Origin of the sequence: Bradyrhizobium guangdongense (genome assembly GCF_004114975.1) — a bacterium.
In the GTDB taxonomy this organism is placed as follows: Bacteria; Pseudomonadota; Alphaproteobacteria; order Rhizobiales; family Xanthobacteraceae; genus Bradyrhizobium; species Bradyrhizobium guangdongense.
Genome location: NZ_CP030051.1, coordinates 3,593,782 through 3,610,094, shown reverse-complemented (window position 1 = coordinate 3,610,094; position 16,313 = coordinate 3,593,782). Strand labels below are relative to the sequence as shown.

Genomic DNA, 16,313 nt, shown 5'->3' with positions numbered 1-16,313 from the left:
CTCATTTTGGGCCGATTGGGCCCCAAGCCTTTGCCGATCCGCGTTCCCCGCCTATCTTTACCTCCATGACCGTTCATTTCCCCTTCCAGAACTCGTATTCGGCGCTGCCGGACAGCTTCTTTGCCCGCGTCGCGCCGACCCCCGTGGCCGCGCCCCGGTTGATCAAGCTGAACCGGCCGCTGGCGGCTCAGCTTGGGCTCGATCCTGACGTCCTGGAGACCCCTGAGGGCGCCGAAATCCTGGCCGGCAAGACGGTTCCATCGGGCGCCGATCCCATCGCCATGGCCTATGCCGGCCACCAATTCGGGCATTTCGTGCCCCAGCTCGGCGACGGCCGCGCCATCCTGCTCGGCGAGGTCATCGACATCAATGGCGTCCGCCGCGACATCCAGCTCAAGGGCTCGGGGCCCACCCCGTTCTCCCGCCGTGGCGACGGCCGCGCCGCGCTGGGGCCGGTGTTACGTGAATACATCGTCAGCGAAGCCATGTATGCGCTGGGCATTCCGACCACGCGCTCGCTCGCGGCCGTCATCACCGGCGAGCCCGTGATCCGTGAGACCGTCCTGCCCGGTGCGGTGCTGACGCGCGTCGCCTCGAGCCACATCCGGGTCGGTACCTTCCAGTTCTTTGCCGTCCGCCGCGACACCGACGCGATCCGCCGGCTCGCCGACCACGTCATCACCCGCCACTATCCGGATCTGCTTCACGCCGAGCGGCCCTATCACGCCCTGCTCGCCGCTGTCGTCGCGCGGCAGGCCGAGCTCATCGCGCGCTGGCTGCTGGTCGGCTTCATCCACGGCGTGATGAACACCGACAACTCGTCCATATCAGGCGAGACCATCGACTACGGCCCCTGCGCCTTCATGGACGCCTACAACCCCTCACAGGTGTTCTCGTCGATCGACGAGATGGGCCGCTACGCCTACGCCAACCAGCCGCGCATCGCGTTGTGGAATCTGACACGCCTCGCCGAATGCCTGCTGCCGCTGTTCTCCGACGACCAGGAAAAGGCGGTCGCGGAAGCCCAGGACATTCTCGGCGCCTTCTCCGACACGTTCAGCGCCGCCTATCAGGCGGGCTTGCGGCAGAAGGTCGGCTTGTTCACCGAGCGCGACGGCGACGAGGCTCTGATCCAGGACCTGCTCGATGCCATGGCCAAGAACCAGGCCGACTTCACCCTCACCTTCCGCAAGCTCGGCGATGCCGCGGTTGATGACGGCACCGACGTACGCGCGCAGTTCATGGAGCCCGCAGCGTTCGACGAATGGGCCGGCCGCTGGCGCGCGCGCATCGCGCCGGAGCCGCAGACTGCAGCCGAGCGGCAAGCCGCGATGCACGCCGTCAATCCGCTCTTCATCCCACGCAACCACCGCGTCGAGGCGGTGATCCAGGCCGCGGTGAATGACGACAACTATGCGCCGTTCGAGGAATTGGTGAAGGTGCTGGCCAAGCCCTATCAGGACCAGCCGGAGTACGCCGCCTACGCCGATCCGCCACTGCCGGATCAGCGGGTGTTGCAGACGTTCTGCGGAACGTGAGGTAAATGGGACTTCGTTGCAGGGCTGCCTTCGAACAGGCGATCTGCGGATTTTCCGACATTGGCAATATGCCCCTGATTTGCGCGACGTATCACCGGATATCGAAACACGCGTAGAGCGTCGATCCGGCAACCGTGGGCTACTGTGCATGGGGTTGTTTTCGATTTTCTTCTCTCGCCCGCGCCTCCTGTGGAATTCCGAGCGCAGGGAACCGCTGTCATCAAACTGAAACACACGCGCTCTAACGGGCTGGCAGGTCGTCTTGCCGGAGGCGTCCATCCTCCAACCGTCCGACAAAGCGCGCCATGCCATTCAAATTCATCCACCTCACCGACACGCATCTGGCGAATCCCGGCTTGACGCTCTACGGCCTCGATCCGCGCGCACGGCTGGATGCGGCGGTTGCCGACATCAACAAGCATCAGTCGGACGCCGCCTTCGCGGTCGTGACCGGCGATCTCACCCATTGGGGGGAGCCGGAATCCTACGCCAACTTCGCCGATGCGATGTCGGCCCTGAAGATTCCCTACATCGCCATGGTCGGCAATCACGACAAGCGCGTCGCCTGCCTCGATGGCCTGAAAGCCGCGCCCCGCGATCCCAACGGCTTCGTGCAAGGCACCCGCACCACCGAGCACGGCTTGTTCGTCTTCCTCGACACCCTCGACGAGACCAGCCACGCCGGCGAGATGTGCACGAGACGCTTCGACTGGCTGGCCAAGACGCTTGCCGCTGCGCCTGACGACCAGCAGTTCGTCGTGTTCATGCATCATCCGCCCTTCCCGGTCGGCGTGCATGCGATGGATGAGATCGCGCTGAGACAGAGCGCGGAGTTCGCCGAGGTGATCGCGCCCTATCGTTCGCGCATCCGCCACCTCTTCTTCGGCCATGTGCACCGACCGATCTTCGGCAGCTACGGGAAGATCCCGTTCTCGACGCTGCGCGGCACCAACCACCAGGTCTGGTTCGAGCTCGATCCCGCCGCCACTGATCATCTGGCAAGCCACGAACCGCCGGCCTATGGCGTGGTGCTGATCGACGATCAGAACCTCGTCGTGCACAGCCACGACTTCCTCGACACCAGTCTCCGCTTCCCGTTCGACCCGCCCGAGGGAATGGACGGCCGCGACTATGCGCTCAGCTTCGCGGCGCGGTGAGATGAGCCTCGCCGAACCCGCGGCTCTCTCCGTCGCGGCCTCAGCGCCGCCGCGCCTTCACCTCGCGAGGCGATTCATCGCGCGCTTCAAAGCATCGCTGCCGGCCTATCTGCTGCTCCTGCCCTCGCTCGTTTTCCTCGCGCTGTTCACCTATGGCGCGATGGGACGCGTGCTGATCGATGCGCTGTATCAGCGCGCCACGCCGAAGGCGCCGCTGCGCTTCGTCGGCCTCGACAATATCAGGGCGGTGCTGGCCGACCCCGCCTTCACCGGCGCCGTCATCAACAACCTCATCTATGCTGTCGGCACAGCGATCCCGAGCATCGGCCTCGCGCTGCTGTTCGCGCTGGCGCTGGCGCGCACCAACGCCGTCACCAGCGCGCTCCGCGCCGCGCTGTTCCTGCCGGTGCTGATCCCGATGGTGGCAGCCTCGGCGCTATTCCTGTTCATCTTCCTGCCCAATGTCGGCCTGCTCGATCATTACATCGGCCGCCTGCTTCCGGTGCTGCCGAACTGGCTCGGCGACCCCGACATCGCGCTCTACGCGATCATGATTATCACGGTCTGGAAGAACGCCGGCTACTACATGCTGTTCTTCCTCGCGGGCCTGCAGGCGGTGCCGGAGGACGTCATGGAAGCCGCGCATCTCGACGGTGCCGGCCCATTCATGCGGCTGCGCTACATCATCCTGCCGGAGCTCAAGCCCACCTTCCTGTTCGTCATCGTGATCGCCACGCTCAATGCGGTGACGCAGGTCGACCACGTCTTCGTCCTGACCCAGGGCGGCCCATCCAATTCGACCAATCTTGTACTGTTCTACATCTATCAGCAGGCGGTCGAGCATTTCGACGTCGGCAAGGCTTCGGCGGCAACGCTGCTCACCCTAGCCGCCCTGATGGGCCTCACCGCGCTCTCGTTCCGCACGATGGCCGATCGCGAGGGCGGCGCATGAAGCTGATCGATCGTCTCTACAAGGACGCCCCGCTCGCCACCCGCAACGAGATCACGCCGAAGCTGGGCTTCCTGCTCACAATCCTGCTCGCGTTCGCGTGGCTGATCCCGTTCCTGTGGATGGGCGTGGCAACGCTGCGTCCGGCCTCAGACGGCATCAACCTGATGGCGGAGTTGATGCCGAGCTTGAAGCCGACGCTCGACAATGTCAGGGATGCCTGGGAGATCGGCGATTTCCCGCGCTACCTGCTCAACACCACGATCATCTGCACCGGCATCCTGCTGGTGCAGTTCGTCACGATCACGTTGGCTGGCTTCGCCTTTGCGCGGCTCGACTTCGCCGGTAAGACGCTGATCTTCTACCTGTTCCTGATGCAGCTGATGCTCGTACCGGTACTGCTGATCGTACCGAATTTGAGCCTGGTCGCGCAGCTCGGCCTCTACGACACGCTCGCCGGCGTGATGATGCCGTTCTTCGCCTCGGCCTTCGGCACCTTCCTGATGCGCCAGGCATTCGAGGCCATCCCGACCGAGCTCGAGGACGCCGCTCTGATCGATGGCGCCAGCCTGATCCAGCGCATCCGCCACATCTACGTGCCGCTGTCGCTGCCGAGCTTCTCGGCCTTTGCCATCATCTCGGTTACCAGCCACTGGAACGACTTCCTGTGGCCGCTGATGGTGATCAACTCGCCGGACAAGCGGCCGCTCACGGTCGGGCTTTCGGTCTTCACCAAGACCGCCGAAGGCACGCAGGACTGGGGCACCATCGCCGCCGGCACGCTGATGGTGATCGCACCGCTGCTCATCACCTTCCTCATCTTCCAGAAGCGGTTCATCAGCTCTTTCGTCACCTCAGGCATCAAATAGGAGATTTTCGATGCTGTTCTCCCGCAGGCTCATGCTCGGCCTCGCTATGGCGGGCACTTTGGCAAGCGCCCTCACCTTCCCGGCGCTCGCCGGCGAAGGCCCGACCGAGATCGACCTGTACTTCCCTGTCCCCGTCGACGGCAAGCTCGCCCGCGACATGGGCACCTTGATCAAGGAGTTCAACGACGGTCACCCCGATATCAAGGCGACCGCTGTTTACACCGGCTCGTACGACGACACGCTGATCAAGACGCGCGCCTCGATCAAGGCCGGCAAGCCGCCGGCCGCCGTGATCATGTCGGCGAACTTCCTGCTCGACATGCAGATCGAGAACGAACTCACCAATCTCGATGCCCTGATCAAGGCCGACGGGACCACCAAGGAGCAGTTCCTGGGCCAGTTCTTCCCGGCGCTGCAAGGCAATGCGGTGATCAACCGTTCGGTCTATGGCGTGCCCTTCCACAATTCGACGCCGCTGCTCTACATCAACGCCGACAAGGCCAAGGAAGCCGGCCTTGATGCGAACAAGCCGCCGCAGACCTGGGCCGAGCTCACCGACTGGGCCAAGAAGCTCACCAAGCGCGATGGCGACAAGGTCACCCAATGGGGCATCGCAATCCCCTGCGCCTACGACTATTGCGGCTGGATGATGGAAACGCTCACCATGAGCAATGGCGGGCGTTACTACAACGAGGAGTTCGGCGGCGAGGTCTACTACGACACACCGTCGATGTTAGGTGCGCTGACCTGGTGGAACGACCTCGTGAGCAAGTTCAAGGTCCACCCGCCCGGCGCCACGCCTGGCCCCGCCGTCAGCACCTCCTTCATCTCGGGTAACGCCGCCATGATGATGCTGTCGACGGGCTCACTCACTTACGTGCGCGACAACGCCAAGTTCAACTACAAGGTCGCCTTCATTCCGCGCAACGTCCGCAACGCCGTGCCGATCGGCGGCGCCTCGCTGATCATTCCGGCCGGCGTCGAAGCCGACAAGCAGAAGGCCGCCTGGACACTGATCAAGTGGATGACCTCGCCCGAGAAGAGCGCCTGGTGGAGCCGCGCCACGGGCTATTTCGCGCCGAACATGGCCGCCTACAAGACGCCTGACATGGTCGACTTCCTCAACAAGAACCCGGACGCCAAGATCGCCGTCGAGCAGCTCGACGTCGCCAAGCCTTGGTTCGCGACCTACAAGACCGTGCCGGTGCGCAAGAACCTGGAGGACGAGGTCATGCTGGTCCTCAACGGCAAGAAGCAGCCGAAGGACGCCCTCGTCGCCGCTCAGAAGGCCGCCGATGAGACGCTCAAGCCGTACAATGCCGAAACGTCGCTGAAGCTGCCGTAAGGCGGGCCGCACCGGCAAACGAAGATCGGCGCTCCCTTCCCGCGGGGCGCCTGATGCGTTTGGGCGGCTACTGCCGTTAACCCCCCGTCCACCATCCCGCCCGGCCCGCCGCCGGTAACCATTGCAATTAACAGACCGTCAACGCAGCCCCGACAAATCTACCGATGTTTCTGGAGATTTCCGCCGTGGATCTGCTGGTTTTCGAGTTCCTGGGATTGGCCCTCGTTGGCATGTGCCTAGTCGTGGTGGCGCTGCCCTGCGCCCGCAAATCCTCGCACCGGATCCGCTACGAATAGGAATTTTCGCCGCTTCCGGCGATTCTGGTCGCAATGCAAGGCTCGAATTCGCGCCAACCCCCTTGACATCACAGCGCTTTCGGCAGAACGGCTGATACCAAGTGTCATGGGCCGTTCATGGATTTGATTACCACAACCGCTGACCTCACAGCTGCCTGCAGCCGGCTGGCCAAGCATCCCGTCATTACCGTCGATACCGAGTTCCTGCGCGAGACCACCTATTACCCGCTGTTGTGCGTGGTGCAGATGGCCAGCCCCGAGGAAGCTGTTGTCATCGACACCCTGGCCGAGGGCATCGACCTCAAGCCGTTCTTCGCGCTGATGGCCAACGAGAGCGTGCTGAAGGTCTTCCACGCCGCGCGCCAGGACATCGAGATCATCTGGCACCAGGCCAACATCATCCCGCATCCGGTGTTCGATACCCAGGTCGCCGCCATGGTGCTCGGCTATGGCGACAGCATTGCCTATGACGCCCTCGTCGAGAAGGTGACCGGCCACCGGCCGGACAAGACCCACCGCTTCACCGACTGGTCGCGCCGGCCGCTGACCAAGGAGCAGATGCATTATGCGGTCTCCGACGTGACGCATTTGCGCGACGTCTTCGCCGCGCTGGACGCTGACCTCAAGAAGCGCCGCCGCAGCGAATGGGTCTCCATCGAGATGGAGGTCCTGACCTCGCCCAAGACCTACGATTTCCACCCCGAGCGTGCCTGGGAGCGGCTGAAGACGCGGGTGCGCAAGCCGAAGGATCTCGCCGTCCTGATGGAGGTCGCCGCCTGGCGCGAGCAGGAGGCGCAGAGCCGCGACGTGCCGCGTGGGCGCGTGCTGCGCGACGAAGCCGTCACCGACATCGCCACCCATGCGCCGAACACGCTGGAGAAGCTCGCCCATCTGCGCTCGGTGCCGAAGGGTTTCGAGAAGTCCAAATGGGGCGCCGACATCGTCGCCGCAGTCGAGCGCGGCCTGGCGCGGGATTTCTCGACGCTGCCGAAGCTGGAGAAGCCGCGCAACAATTCCAACGGTGCTGCGACGGTCGAGCTGTTGAAGGTACTGCTCCGCATGACCGCCGAGCGTCACGCGGTGGCGAGCAAGGTGATCGCGACCGTCGACGATCTCGAAGAGATTGTAGCCAGCGATGATGCCGACGTGCCGGCCCTGCGCGGCTGGCGCCGCGAGTTGTTCGGCGAAGCCGCGCTGAAGCTGAAGCGTGGCGAGCTGGCGCTGGCGATCGAGAAGGGTCGCGTGGTCGGAGTTCAGCGGGCGTAGCTAACCGAACTGCCTCACCGACGTCGTCACGGCTTTCGCCAGGACGACGTCGGTAGAGATGGCCGGTCATCCAGCCACACTGACACGCTCGCCCTAGGCCTGCGGCAGCTTTGCCACCTCGGCCTTCATATCATCGAGCACGCCAGTGATTGCCGCCACCAGCTCGTCGATCTGGGCCTTGGTGACGATCAACGGCGGGCAGATGGCGATGGCGTCGAGCATATTGCGCAAGATCACGCCCCGCTCCTGGAGCATGCGGCTCGCCATGCCGCCGACGGCGCCAGGGGCCGCGGCCGCGGTCTTGCGGCCCTTGTCGAGCACGAGCTCAAGCGCTGCGATCATGCCGACGCCGCGGACCTCGCCGACCAGCGGATGGCTAGTGAGTTCGCGCAAGCGGCCCTGCATGTAGCCGCCGAGCTCGGCGGCATGCGCTACCAGGCCCCGCTCCTCGATGATCTTGAGGTTTTCGAGCGCCACGGCCGAGCCGACCGGATGGCCGCCCGCGGTGAAGCCATGGCCGAGCACGCCGATCTTGTTGCTCTCGTCGGCAATCGGCTCGAACATGCGATCGTTCATGATGATCGCCGACAGCGGGAAATAGCTCGATGTGATCTGCTTGGAGACCACCATCGCGTCGGGCTTGATGCCATAGGTCTCGCAGCCGAACATCTTGCCGGTGCGACCGAAGCCGCAGATCACCTCGTCGGCGATCAGCAGGATATCGTACTTCTTCAAGACCGCCTGGATCTTGTCCCAATAGGTCGCCGGCGGCACGACGACGCCGCCTGCTCCCATGACCGGCTCGCCGAAGAAGGCGGCGATCGTATCGGGTCCTTCCTTCTGGATCAGCGCATCGAGCTCCTCGGCCCGTCGCGTCGCGAACGCCTCCTCGCTCTCGCCGGGGGCGCCGTCCTTGTAGAAATGAGGCGAGCCCGTGTGCAGGATGTTCGGCAGCGGCAGGTCGAACGAGCGGTGGTTGTTGGGCAGGCCCGTGAGGCTCGCGGACGCAATGGTGACGCCGTGATAGGCGCGCATGCGGCTGATGATCTTCTTGCGCTGGGGCTGGCCGAGCGAATTGGAACGATAGGCGATCAGCTTGAGAACGGTGTCGTTCGCCTCCGAGCCCGAATTGGTGAAGAACACCTTGCTCATGGGCACCGGCGCGAGCGCCACCAGCTTTTCGGCGAGATCGATGGAAGGCCCGTGCGATTTGGCCGAGAAGGTGTGATAGAACGGCAGCGCCTGCATCTGCTTGTAGGCCGCCTCGACCAGCCGCTTCTCATTGAAGCCGAGCCCGACGCTCCACAGGCCCGCCATCGCCTCGAAATAGCGCTTGCCCGCCGCGTCGAACACGTAAGGCCCATCGCCGCGCTCGATCACCAGGGGACCCGCCTGCTGATGGGCGCGCGCATTGGTGTAGGCATGGAGCTGGTAGGCCACATCCCGGGCTTCTTGCGAATTGGGCAGCATGGACATTTGCGGGGATCCCTTAAGTCGTGACGTCGGCGGCGCGGCCAACGTCGCACGCGATTGTCGAGTTACTCGGCTGGTTACTTGGCTATTGCGACGAGGCAGAACTTGCAACGTCAATTCATCGGCAACAAGCGCTCAGCAGCGTTGCACAAACCCGCACACGGGGGCAGCGCTCAGGCCGCGCTATCGTCGCTCCCGTCGTGATCGGCAGCGGCTTCCTTCACGTCAACCAGCGCCATCGACAGCAGGTAGACGGTCGTGGGCAGACCGACCCGGCGCGCCGTCTCGACGGCCCGTGACAGATCGCTCGCCAGCTCCTTGAGGTCGTTCTTCCGCGACAATGTCCCACCCCATGCATCCGCCGATCACGTCCGCCTGGACCGCAACGGCGCCGGCTGGTTCTGATCAGTTTCGGCGCTGGCTTGGAGTGTAGCAAAGTTGGTGGTGACATCCACCACCAACTGTTTGCGGACGGCTGCGGCGACATCGGGAACGCAGATTACGGTTTCTGTACGTGTCGTCCGCGAAACGTGAGGAGCCGCAGGCCGAGGACCCTCGTCTTCCGTAAATCCGTCAGCGTAGGTGACGGATCGAGCCATGCCATTTGTACGATGATTTCAATGCATCGCTGGCGATCGATTGCTGCGCCACAGCAACAACAGCTCCGAAGAGCGCATGGTCGCGGCGTCGCCAGCGAGTATGACGTGGCGACGCCCAGGGATCAGATAGCCACTCGAATGTTCGCGCAGGACCCGCGGATGGTCGCGGCAGAGCGCATCGTCTTGCGCAGAGCTGCACCCATTTCAACGGCCGGCGAGCGCGAGGTCCCGCAATGGCGAGGTCACCGCTCGCCCCGCCGAGGCATCGAGCACGCCCGGCCGGTCCCAGTCACCCTCCGGGCGGATGATCACATAGGGATCGCTGTCCAGCGTGATGGCGTCCGGACCCGGCTCGATCTCCAGCAGCATCTCCGTGTAAGAGAAATCCGAGAACGTGATCTTTCTGTTGTGGCCGAGCGGTTTGGCGCCGAAATGAGCCCAGAAATCCACCAGCCGGTCCTGAGCCTGACCGTAGATCTTGCGGAACCCCTTGCGCTTTACGAAGTCGATGCTCGCCTGCACCAGCTTGAACGAAAGGCGCGAGCGCCGATATTGGTGACGCACCGCGAGCCGCTCGACCTTGGCGAAATCGCCGAAGAAACGCACGCGCAGGCAGCCCGCGGGCTCGTTGCCGACATAGCCGATGAAATGTGCGGCCACCATGTCGTTGCCGTCGAACTCCTCGTCAAACGGACAATCCTGCTCGGCGAGATAGACCGCGGAGCGAATGGCGGTGACCAGCATGAGGTCGCTTGGATTGCGCGCTAGGCGGACGGTGATGGCGCGGGAGTCGGGCTTGGCGAGAGGAATCCTAGTGCCGTGCATCTGCAAAACTCCTTGATTGAACGAAAGCACCCGGCATGCGCATCGGGCGACGGTGCCACGGGCGCTCGTAACACCAGAGGTCGGGCTGGAAGCTCGCTATGGGCTTGAATCCGGTCGCCCCCATGATCTCGCGTCCGGCCACGGTTGACGGCTGGGCATAGCAATCCGCGCCGCGAAACCTTAACTGCCGCAGATGAGCAGCAGCCTTGCCAAGCCCCCCGATACCGCGGCCGGTCGCCGCGATCGCCCAGATGTAGATGGCTGCGACGTCGTCATTCGCGGAAGCGAGATAGCGCGTCTCCGGCGCAGTCAGACAGATTTCGTCGAGCAGCAATGCATCATGCCCATGATCGTTGAGAAACAGGAAGGCCATGCCGCCGAGCAAACTGCCTTTTCGGGTGAAGGTCAGGATGCTCTGGGGATCAAAGGCGAAATATTTCGCAAGCTCCACTGCCCCGATCTCTACGCCAGGAACCAGCCGGTGCGCCATCTCCGACAGCGCTGCGATTTCGGAAAGCTGCGCGCAACGGACGTCGATCTCGGGGGTCAACGGCAAGGCGTCGAAATCATGCCTCGGGGCAAGCGAGCCCCTTTCCATACCCATGTCGTCCCTCTATCGTTCCAGGGTTTTGTACGCCGCTATGGGGAAAAGCTAAGCGGCTGGAGATCAGGAGTATGCAGCAAGTATTGCACCGGGGTGCTGCAATGATGCAGCACCATGAAGAACCGCTAAATGCGTCGTGGGATGATTTGAAGCTGTTTTTAGCCTGCGCCAAATTTAAAAGTTTCCGAAATGCCGCCGAAGAGCTCGGGCTCACTTCCACGACGTTGATGCGCAGGATCGACCGGCTCGAAGAGAGCATCGACTGCAAGCTTTTCCTGCGAGACCAGAGCGGCCTCACGCTCAGCGACGAAGGCGCCGCTATGATCGCGGACGTCGCGCATATGGAGCGTCACGCCTTCAACGTCTTCCGTCGCGCCTCGCGCACGTCCAACGACTTGTCGGGCACCGTGCGCGTCGCGGTGACGGAGGGTCCGGGCAATTTCTGGATCCTGCCGCGGCTGATCGACTTCCAGAAGAGCTATCGCAAGATCACCGTCGATCTGCGTTGTGCGATGGAGCAGGCGGACGTCGCGCGGCTGGAGTCGGACATCGCGATCCAGCTCGAGCCGCCGACCAATCCCGACCTCATCGTGGCCAAGCTAGGCCGGCTGCACATTTATCCGTTCGTCTCGAACGACTATGCGAACCTCTACGGCCTGCCGGCAACGCTCGCCGAATTGCCGAGCCATCGCATCATCCAGCAGAGCGCGCCGCAGGTCGACGGCGGCGCCTATGCCCGCGTGCTCGGGTTGAAATCGCTGGAAGGCATCGTCGGAATCAAGACCAACTCCTCGGTCGGCGTGCTCTATGCGGTCGAGCGCGGCGCCGGCATCGGCTTCCTGCCGACGGTGGCGATCGCGCTGGGGGCACCGCTCGTCGCCGTCGATCTCGGCGTCAGCCATCACGTCGACCTCTGGCTCACTTATCACAAAGAGTTCCGCGCCTCCGAGCGGCACAAGATCGTCGTCGACTGGCTGAAAAAGATCTTCGATCCCAAAATCTATCCCTGCTTCCGAGACGAGTTCATCCATCCGGACGCGCTGGTGCCGATGATGACGTCGGTCCGCGAAGCCTTTGGATTGACCGGCTACGTCGCGGTGACACCGGCTTAAGCGCCAGGGAACCCCACGTCACCACCGATATTCGAAGCCGACCGTGCCCTGGTGCGACACCAGCTCATTGCGGAATTTGCCGTCGTAATTGACGTACAACCGCGCGGTGTTGGTCAGGCTGAGCGAGGCAGCGGCACCGGCGTCCATGCCGTATCGGCTCTCGCCGATGCCGGGAACGATGATGTTCTGGCTCCCCAAGCTGACCTGTACCGATCCCAGGTCCTGATAGAAATTATCGACGAACTTGCCGTAAGCTGAGAGGTCCAGGATCTTCCTGTCGAAGATGAAGTAGCGCCCGATCTCGGCGCCGACCATGACGCGCGCGCGAGAGATCGCGCTCGAGCCGACGTTGAGCGGGTCAAGTCCGCCCGTCTCCTGGAACGCCGCGCCGGTCGCCCGCACATATTCGAGCGCGCCCTTTGGCACGATGCGCATCTGGTCCCGGGTCCAGTAATAGCTGATCTCGGTCAGCGCGCCATCGACAGCAGCGCGATAGCCCGCGGTTGCGAGACCAAGGCCGGTGTCGCGGCTGGAATGAACCTTGCCGAAGCCGTGCACCACTGCGAAGGCCCAGGTCCACGGGCCCTTGTCGACGGAGCCGTTGAAGCCGACCTGCGTCAGGTCGAGCGTCGCCGACTGGAGCGCGAGCGGCACGTCGATGTCGGTATGGCTTTGGTCAACGGAAAAGCCGAGGTTGACGCCGGCCGCGATCCGCGCACCGAAGCCGGCGACACCGCCGACCGTCTTGCGCTTGTCGCCGACGAAATCCCCTTGGGCATCGGTCCGGACTGACATCCCATAACCCTCGAACCAGGTTCGGTAGCGCGGATCCTCCGCGCTCTCCGACGCACCCCCGCCGCCGGGATTGGTGCGTGACACCCGGTTGACGCCGCCGGACGCCTGGCTACCGAGCCGCTCCAGGAAGTTTGAGCCCAAATTGAGCGTGCTGCTGTCGGCCGACTGATTGTAATTGGTCGATGTCGCACTTGGGGTCGGGATCGACGACGGCGTGGGCGTCGGCGTCGGAGATGCAGCAGGCGTCGGGGTCTGAGCGAAGCCTGATGTCGCCGGCAGCATCACGACAACCGAAAGGGCGAGGGCAAATGCCCGCAAGATCCGACGGACACGGTCCAATCCGATCGTCTGCCGTATCCTGTTGGGCTGCCGAATGAGGCACATGACGGGTAATCCCAGAAGCAAAATGGCGGCCGCAAAAATACAACACGAACGGCGAGCAGGTGCGGCGATTTGTGCTGAACAGCCACGAGGGGTCAACAGCTTGGCAGGCTATCGCCGGGGTGATTGCCCCTGATTGTGGTTCCTCGGCCACAGGTCGCAAATTGCTGCGGGAGATCTTCCGCGTGACCTTGAAATTCGCGCGCGACTTGCTAGCGCGCGGTTTTCGTGTTGGAATACCGCACACAATCGGAATTGGCCGCTCGGCTGTGCGTTTCGCGACAGACTCAAGACTCGAACAGACTTCCGGAAGCCCGTTTGTGACGTGGCACGCGAAAAGCGGCCGCGTCTTTTTAGTACCTAGCGGAGGAGACTAACGATGCCACAAAAGGGCACCGTCAAATGGTTCAACCCCACCAAGGGTTACGGGTTCATCAAGCCCAACGGCGGCGATAAGGACGTGTTCGTCCACATCTCCGCGGTCGAGCGCGCTGGCCTCTCGACCCTGAACGAGAACCAGGTGGTTGAATATGACCTCGTGGAGAACCGCGGCAAATCGTCCGCGGAGAACCTCAAGGTCTCCTGATTTCTCTCGAAGCTCAGCGCGAGAGATCATGACGTTGCCCCCGGCTCTGCCGGGGGATTTTATTTGGGGTGACGAAACGCAGGACGCGCTTCAGTTCGCCACCGGCGCAATCAGAAAATTCTCGGACGCCGCGCTTCCCGCCGTCTTGCAGACGTCACCCTCGATCGTGACCTTGCCGGTCGCGAGCAGGCTCAGCGCCGCAGGGTAGATGCGGTGCTCCACTTCGAGGATGCGCTCCGAAAGCGTCTCCGCCGTGTCGTGGTCGCTGACGGGCACGGCGCCCTGCATCACGATCGGGCCCGCATCGGTCTCGGGAATCACGAAGTGCACCGTCGCGCCGGACAGTTTGACGCCGGCGCGCAGGGCCTGCCCGTGCGGGTCGAGGCCCGGGAATGACGGCAGCAGCGACGGATGGATGTTGAGCATCCGTCCGTACCAGGCCTTGGTGAATTCGGCGGTGAACAGGCGCATGAAGCCGCCGAGGCAAATCAGCTCGATGCCGTGCTGGTCCAGAGCTGCCTGCAACACTTTCTCGAAACCAGCGCGGTCCTTGCCGAACGGCTTGCTCTCGATCACCAGCGTCGTCACGCCGGCCGCCTTGGCCCGTTCGAGCCCGAGCGCGTCGGCCTTGTTCGAGATCACCAGCGAGATCTCTGCCGGAAAATCCGGCGCGCTTGCGGCCTTGATCAGTGCGGCCATGTTGGAACCGCGACCGGAGATCAGAATGGCGACGCGGCGCTTCATCACAGCGCCAGATCGAGATGGCCGTTATAGACCACGCGGTGCTCGCCCTCGGCCGGGATCACGGTGCCGAGCTGCGCCACGGTTTCGCCGGCATCGGTGAAGACCTGCGTGACCTGGTCGACCTTGTCGGGCTCGACGATGGCAATCATGCCAATGCCGCAGTTGAAGGTGCGGAGCATTTCGAGCTCGGCGATGCCGGCTTGCGCGGACAGCCATTTGAACACGGGCAGCACCGGCAGGCGCGCAAGGTCGATACCGACACCGAGATTGCCTGGCAACACGCGCGGGATGTTGTCGGTGAAGCCGCCGCCGGTGATATGGGCAAGCCCCTTCACCGCGCCGGTCTCGCGGATCGCTCGCAGGCAGGATTTGACGTAGAGGCGGGTCGGCGTCAGCAGCGCGCCGCCAAGGGTCATGACCGGTGCAAATGGCGCCTGTGCCTCGAAGCCAAGGCCGGACTGTTCCACAATCTTGCGCACCAGCGAGAAGCCGTTGGAGTGCACGCCCGACGAAGCAAGGCCGATCACGGCATCGCCGACGGCGATATCCTTGCGCGGCAACAGCGTGCCGCGCTCGGCGGCGCCAACAGCAAAACCGCCGAGATCATAGTCGCCGTCCTTGTAGAGGCCGGGCATCTCGGCGGTCTCGCCCCCGATCAGGGCGCAGCCGGATTCGCGGCAGCCCTCGGCAACACCGGCGACGATCGCGGCCGTGGCCTCGGGGTCGAGCTTGCCGCAGGCAAAATAGTCCAGGAAGAACAGCGGCTCGGCGCCCTGGACCACGAGGTCATTGACGCTCATGGCGACGAGATCGATGCCGATCCCGCCATGCAGGCCGGTCTCGATTGCGATCTTGACCTTGGTGCCGACGCCGTCGGTGGCCGCGACCAGGACGGGATCCCTAAAACCGGCCGCCTTGAGGTCGAACAGGCCGCCGAATCCGCCGATCTCAGCATCTGCGCCGGGCCGGGCGGTGGCGCGCACCATCGGCTTGATCAGGTCGACCAAGCGGTTGCCCGCGTCGATATCGACGCCTGAATCGGCGTAAGTAAGGCCGTTTTTGCGGTCGGTCATGCCCGATTTCCAGTGGGTTTGCGGCTGGTTACGTCGAATTCCGGGGACGCGCAATGGCAAGCGTGGCGCCCCGCCCTATACTATGTAGAGATATCAACCGGTTCAGCCTCTTAGAGCCGGGATTCAAGGTCAGTCGGGTGCCGGGAAGCGCCGTGTGAGTATTCCGAACATCATTACCCTGGGCCGCATCATGCTGGTCCCCATCATCGTCTGGGCCATCGTGTCGAGCCAAATGGAGGTGGCGTTCGCCGTCTTCCTCATCGCGGGCATCAGCGACGCCGTGGATGGCTTCCTGGCCAAGCGCTTCAACATGGCCAGTGAGCTCGGCGCCCTGCTCGATCCCCTGGCCGACAAGGCCTTGCTGGTGTCGATCTACCTGTCGCTCGGGATCTGGGGCGATATCCCACGCTGGATCGTGATCCTGGTGGTGTCGCGCGACATCATGATCGTCGCTGCGGTGATCGTATCCTGGTTGTTCGACAAACCCGTCGAGATGAGGCCCTCCAAAGTCTCGAAGCTCAATACCGCCGCCCAGGTGGCCTATGCGGCCCTGGTGCTGGCGGCCCTCGCCTTCGGCTTCAAGGCTGCGCCTTATGATATGATCCTGCTGGCGCTGGTCACGGTGTTCACGTTGTCCTCAGTGTCGCTCTACCTCGTCGAATGGCTGCGGCACATGAGCACGATCGAGGCGAAATGAGACG

16 protein-coding genes are annotated in these 16,313 nt (G+C 63.6%); 9 read left to right on the top strand and 7 right to left on the bottom strand.

All coding sequences use genetic code 11. The features are described from left to right. Positions 1 to 65: 65 nt before the first annotated feature. From X265_RS17180 to rnd, 6 genes are all read left to right on the top strand, one after another. Positions 66 to 1,538 (top strand): protein adenylyltransferase SelO, encoded by a 1,473-nt coding sequence (locus X265_RS17180; protein ID WP_128965874.1) that lies wholly within the window; start codon positions 66 to 68, stop codon positions 1,536 to 1,538. 305 nt (positions 1,539 to 1,843) lie between these two features. Beyond that, positions 1,844 to 2,695, top strand: coding sequence for a phosphodiesterase (locus tag X265_RS17175; RefSeq protein ID WP_128965873.1), 852 nt, complete (start codon positions 1,844 to 1,846; stop codon positions 2,693 to 2,695). 1 nt (position 2,696) lies between these two features. Continuing rightward, positions 2,697 to 3,647 carry a carbohydrate ABC transporter permease gene (locus tag X265_RS17170; protein WP_164938636.1) on the top strand — a complete coding sequence of 317 codons (951 nt, stop codon included), beginning with the start codon at positions 2,697 to 2,699 and terminating at the stop codon, positions 3,645 to 3,647. Then, positions 3,644 to 4,513 carry a carbohydrate ABC transporter permease gene (locus X265_RS17165; RefSeq protein WP_128965871.1) on the top strand — a complete coding sequence of 290 codons (870 nt, stop codon included), beginning with the start codon at positions 3,644 to 3,646 and terminating at the stop codon, positions 4,511 to 4,513. Before X265_RS17170 ends, X265_RS17165 begins: the two co-directional genes overlap by 4 nt. A gap of 10 nt (positions 4,514 to 4,523) precedes the next feature. Beyond that, positions 4,524 to 5,858, top strand: a complete 1,335-nt coding sequence (locus tag X265_RS17160; RefSeq protein WP_128965870.1) for an ABC transporter substrate-binding protein — start codon at positions 4,524 to 4,526, stop codon at positions 5,856 to 5,858. 413 nt (positions 5,859 to 6,271) lie between these two features. Next, on the top strand, positions 6,272 to 7,420 hold the full coding sequence (gene rnd, locus X265_RS17155) for a ribonuclease D (RefSeq protein WP_128965869.1): 1,149 nt from the start codon (positions 6,272 to 6,274) through the stop codon (positions 7,418 to 7,420). A gap of 93 nt (positions 7,421 to 7,513) precedes the next feature. Here the strand turns inward: rnd and X265_RS17150 are convergent, their stop codons facing one another. The 4 genes from X265_RS17150 to X265_RS17135 form a co-directional block, all read right to left on the bottom strand. Beyond that, on the bottom strand, positions 7,514 to 8,896 hold the full coding sequence (locus X265_RS17150; protein ID WP_128965868.1) for an aspartate aminotransferase family protein: 1,383 nt from the start codon (positions 8,894 to 8,896) through the stop codon (positions 7,514 to 7,516). 170 nt (positions 8,897 to 9,066) lie between these two features. Further along, positions 9,067 to 9,234 carry a hypothetical protein gene (locus X265_RS40520; protein WP_164938635.1) on the bottom strand — a complete coding sequence of 56 codons (168 nt, stop codon included), beginning with the start codon at positions 9,232 to 9,234 and terminating at the stop codon, positions 9,067 to 9,069. Between the two features lie 462 nt (positions 9,235 to 9,696). Continuing rightward, positions 9,697 to 10,317, bottom strand: coding sequence for a GNAT family N-acetyltransferase (locus tag X265_RS17140; RefSeq protein WP_128965867.1), 621 nt, complete (start codon positions 10,315 to 10,317; stop codon positions 9,697 to 9,699). After that, entirely contained in the window at positions 10,304 to 10,921 is a 618-nt protein-coding gene (locus X265_RS17135) for a hypothetical protein (RefSeq protein WP_164938634.1), read from the bottom strand. Before X265_RS17135 ends, X265_RS17140 begins: the two co-directional genes overlap by 14 nt. A 71-nt stretch (positions 10,922 to 10,992) precedes the next feature. Here X265_RS17135 and X265_RS17130 point away from each other — a divergent pair, with 71 nt between their 5' ends. Next, on the top strand, positions 10,993 to 12,033 hold the full coding sequence (locus tag X265_RS17130; RefSeq protein WP_128965866.1) for a LysR family transcriptional regulator: 1,041 nt from the start codon (positions 10,993 to 10,995) through the stop codon (positions 12,031 to 12,033). Positions 12,034 to 12,051: 18 nt separating this feature from the next. Here the strand turns inward: X265_RS17130 and X265_RS17125 are convergent, their stop codons facing one another. Continuing rightward, positions 12,052 to 13,212, bottom strand: coding sequence for an autotransporter outer membrane beta-barrel domain-containing protein (locus tag X265_RS17125; protein WP_128965865.1), 1,161 nt, complete (start codon positions 13,210 to 13,212; stop codon positions 12,052 to 12,054). A gap of 376 nt (positions 13,213 to 13,588) precedes the next feature. On the opposite strand from X265_RS17125, the gene X265_RS17115 reads away from it, so the two are divergent. After that, the gene (locus X265_RS17115; RefSeq protein ID WP_008551638.1) at positions 13,589 to 13,795 is read left to right on the top strand and encodes a cold-shock protein; all 207 of its coding nucleotides are present in this window, start codon (positions 13,589 to 13,591) and stop codon (positions 13,793 to 13,795) included. A 90-nt stretch (positions 13,796 to 13,885) separates the two neighbouring features. Here X265_RS17115 and purN read toward each other — a convergent pair whose 3' ends face one another. Beyond that, entirely contained in the window at positions 13,886 to 14,539 is a 654-nt protein-coding gene (purN, locus tag X265_RS17110) for a phosphoribosylglycinamide formyltransferase (protein ID WP_164938633.1), read from the bottom strand. Then, positions 14,539 to 15,612, bottom strand: a complete 1,074-nt coding sequence (gene purM, locus X265_RS17105) for a phosphoribosylformylglycinamidine cyclo-ligase (RefSeq protein ID WP_128965863.1) — start codon at positions 15,610 to 15,612, stop codon at positions 14,539 to 14,541. Before purM ends, purN begins: the two co-directional genes overlap by 1 nt. 154 nt (positions 15,613 to 15,766) lie before the next feature. On the opposite strand from purM, the gene X265_RS17100 reads away from it, so the two are divergent. Beyond that, positions 15,767 to 16,309 (top strand): CDP-alcohol phosphatidyltransferase family protein, encoded by a 543-nt coding sequence (locus tag X265_RS17100; protein ID WP_128965862.1) that lies wholly within the window; start codon positions 15,767 to 15,769, stop codon positions 16,307 to 16,309. Positions 16,310 to 16,313: the final 4 nt, after the last annotated feature.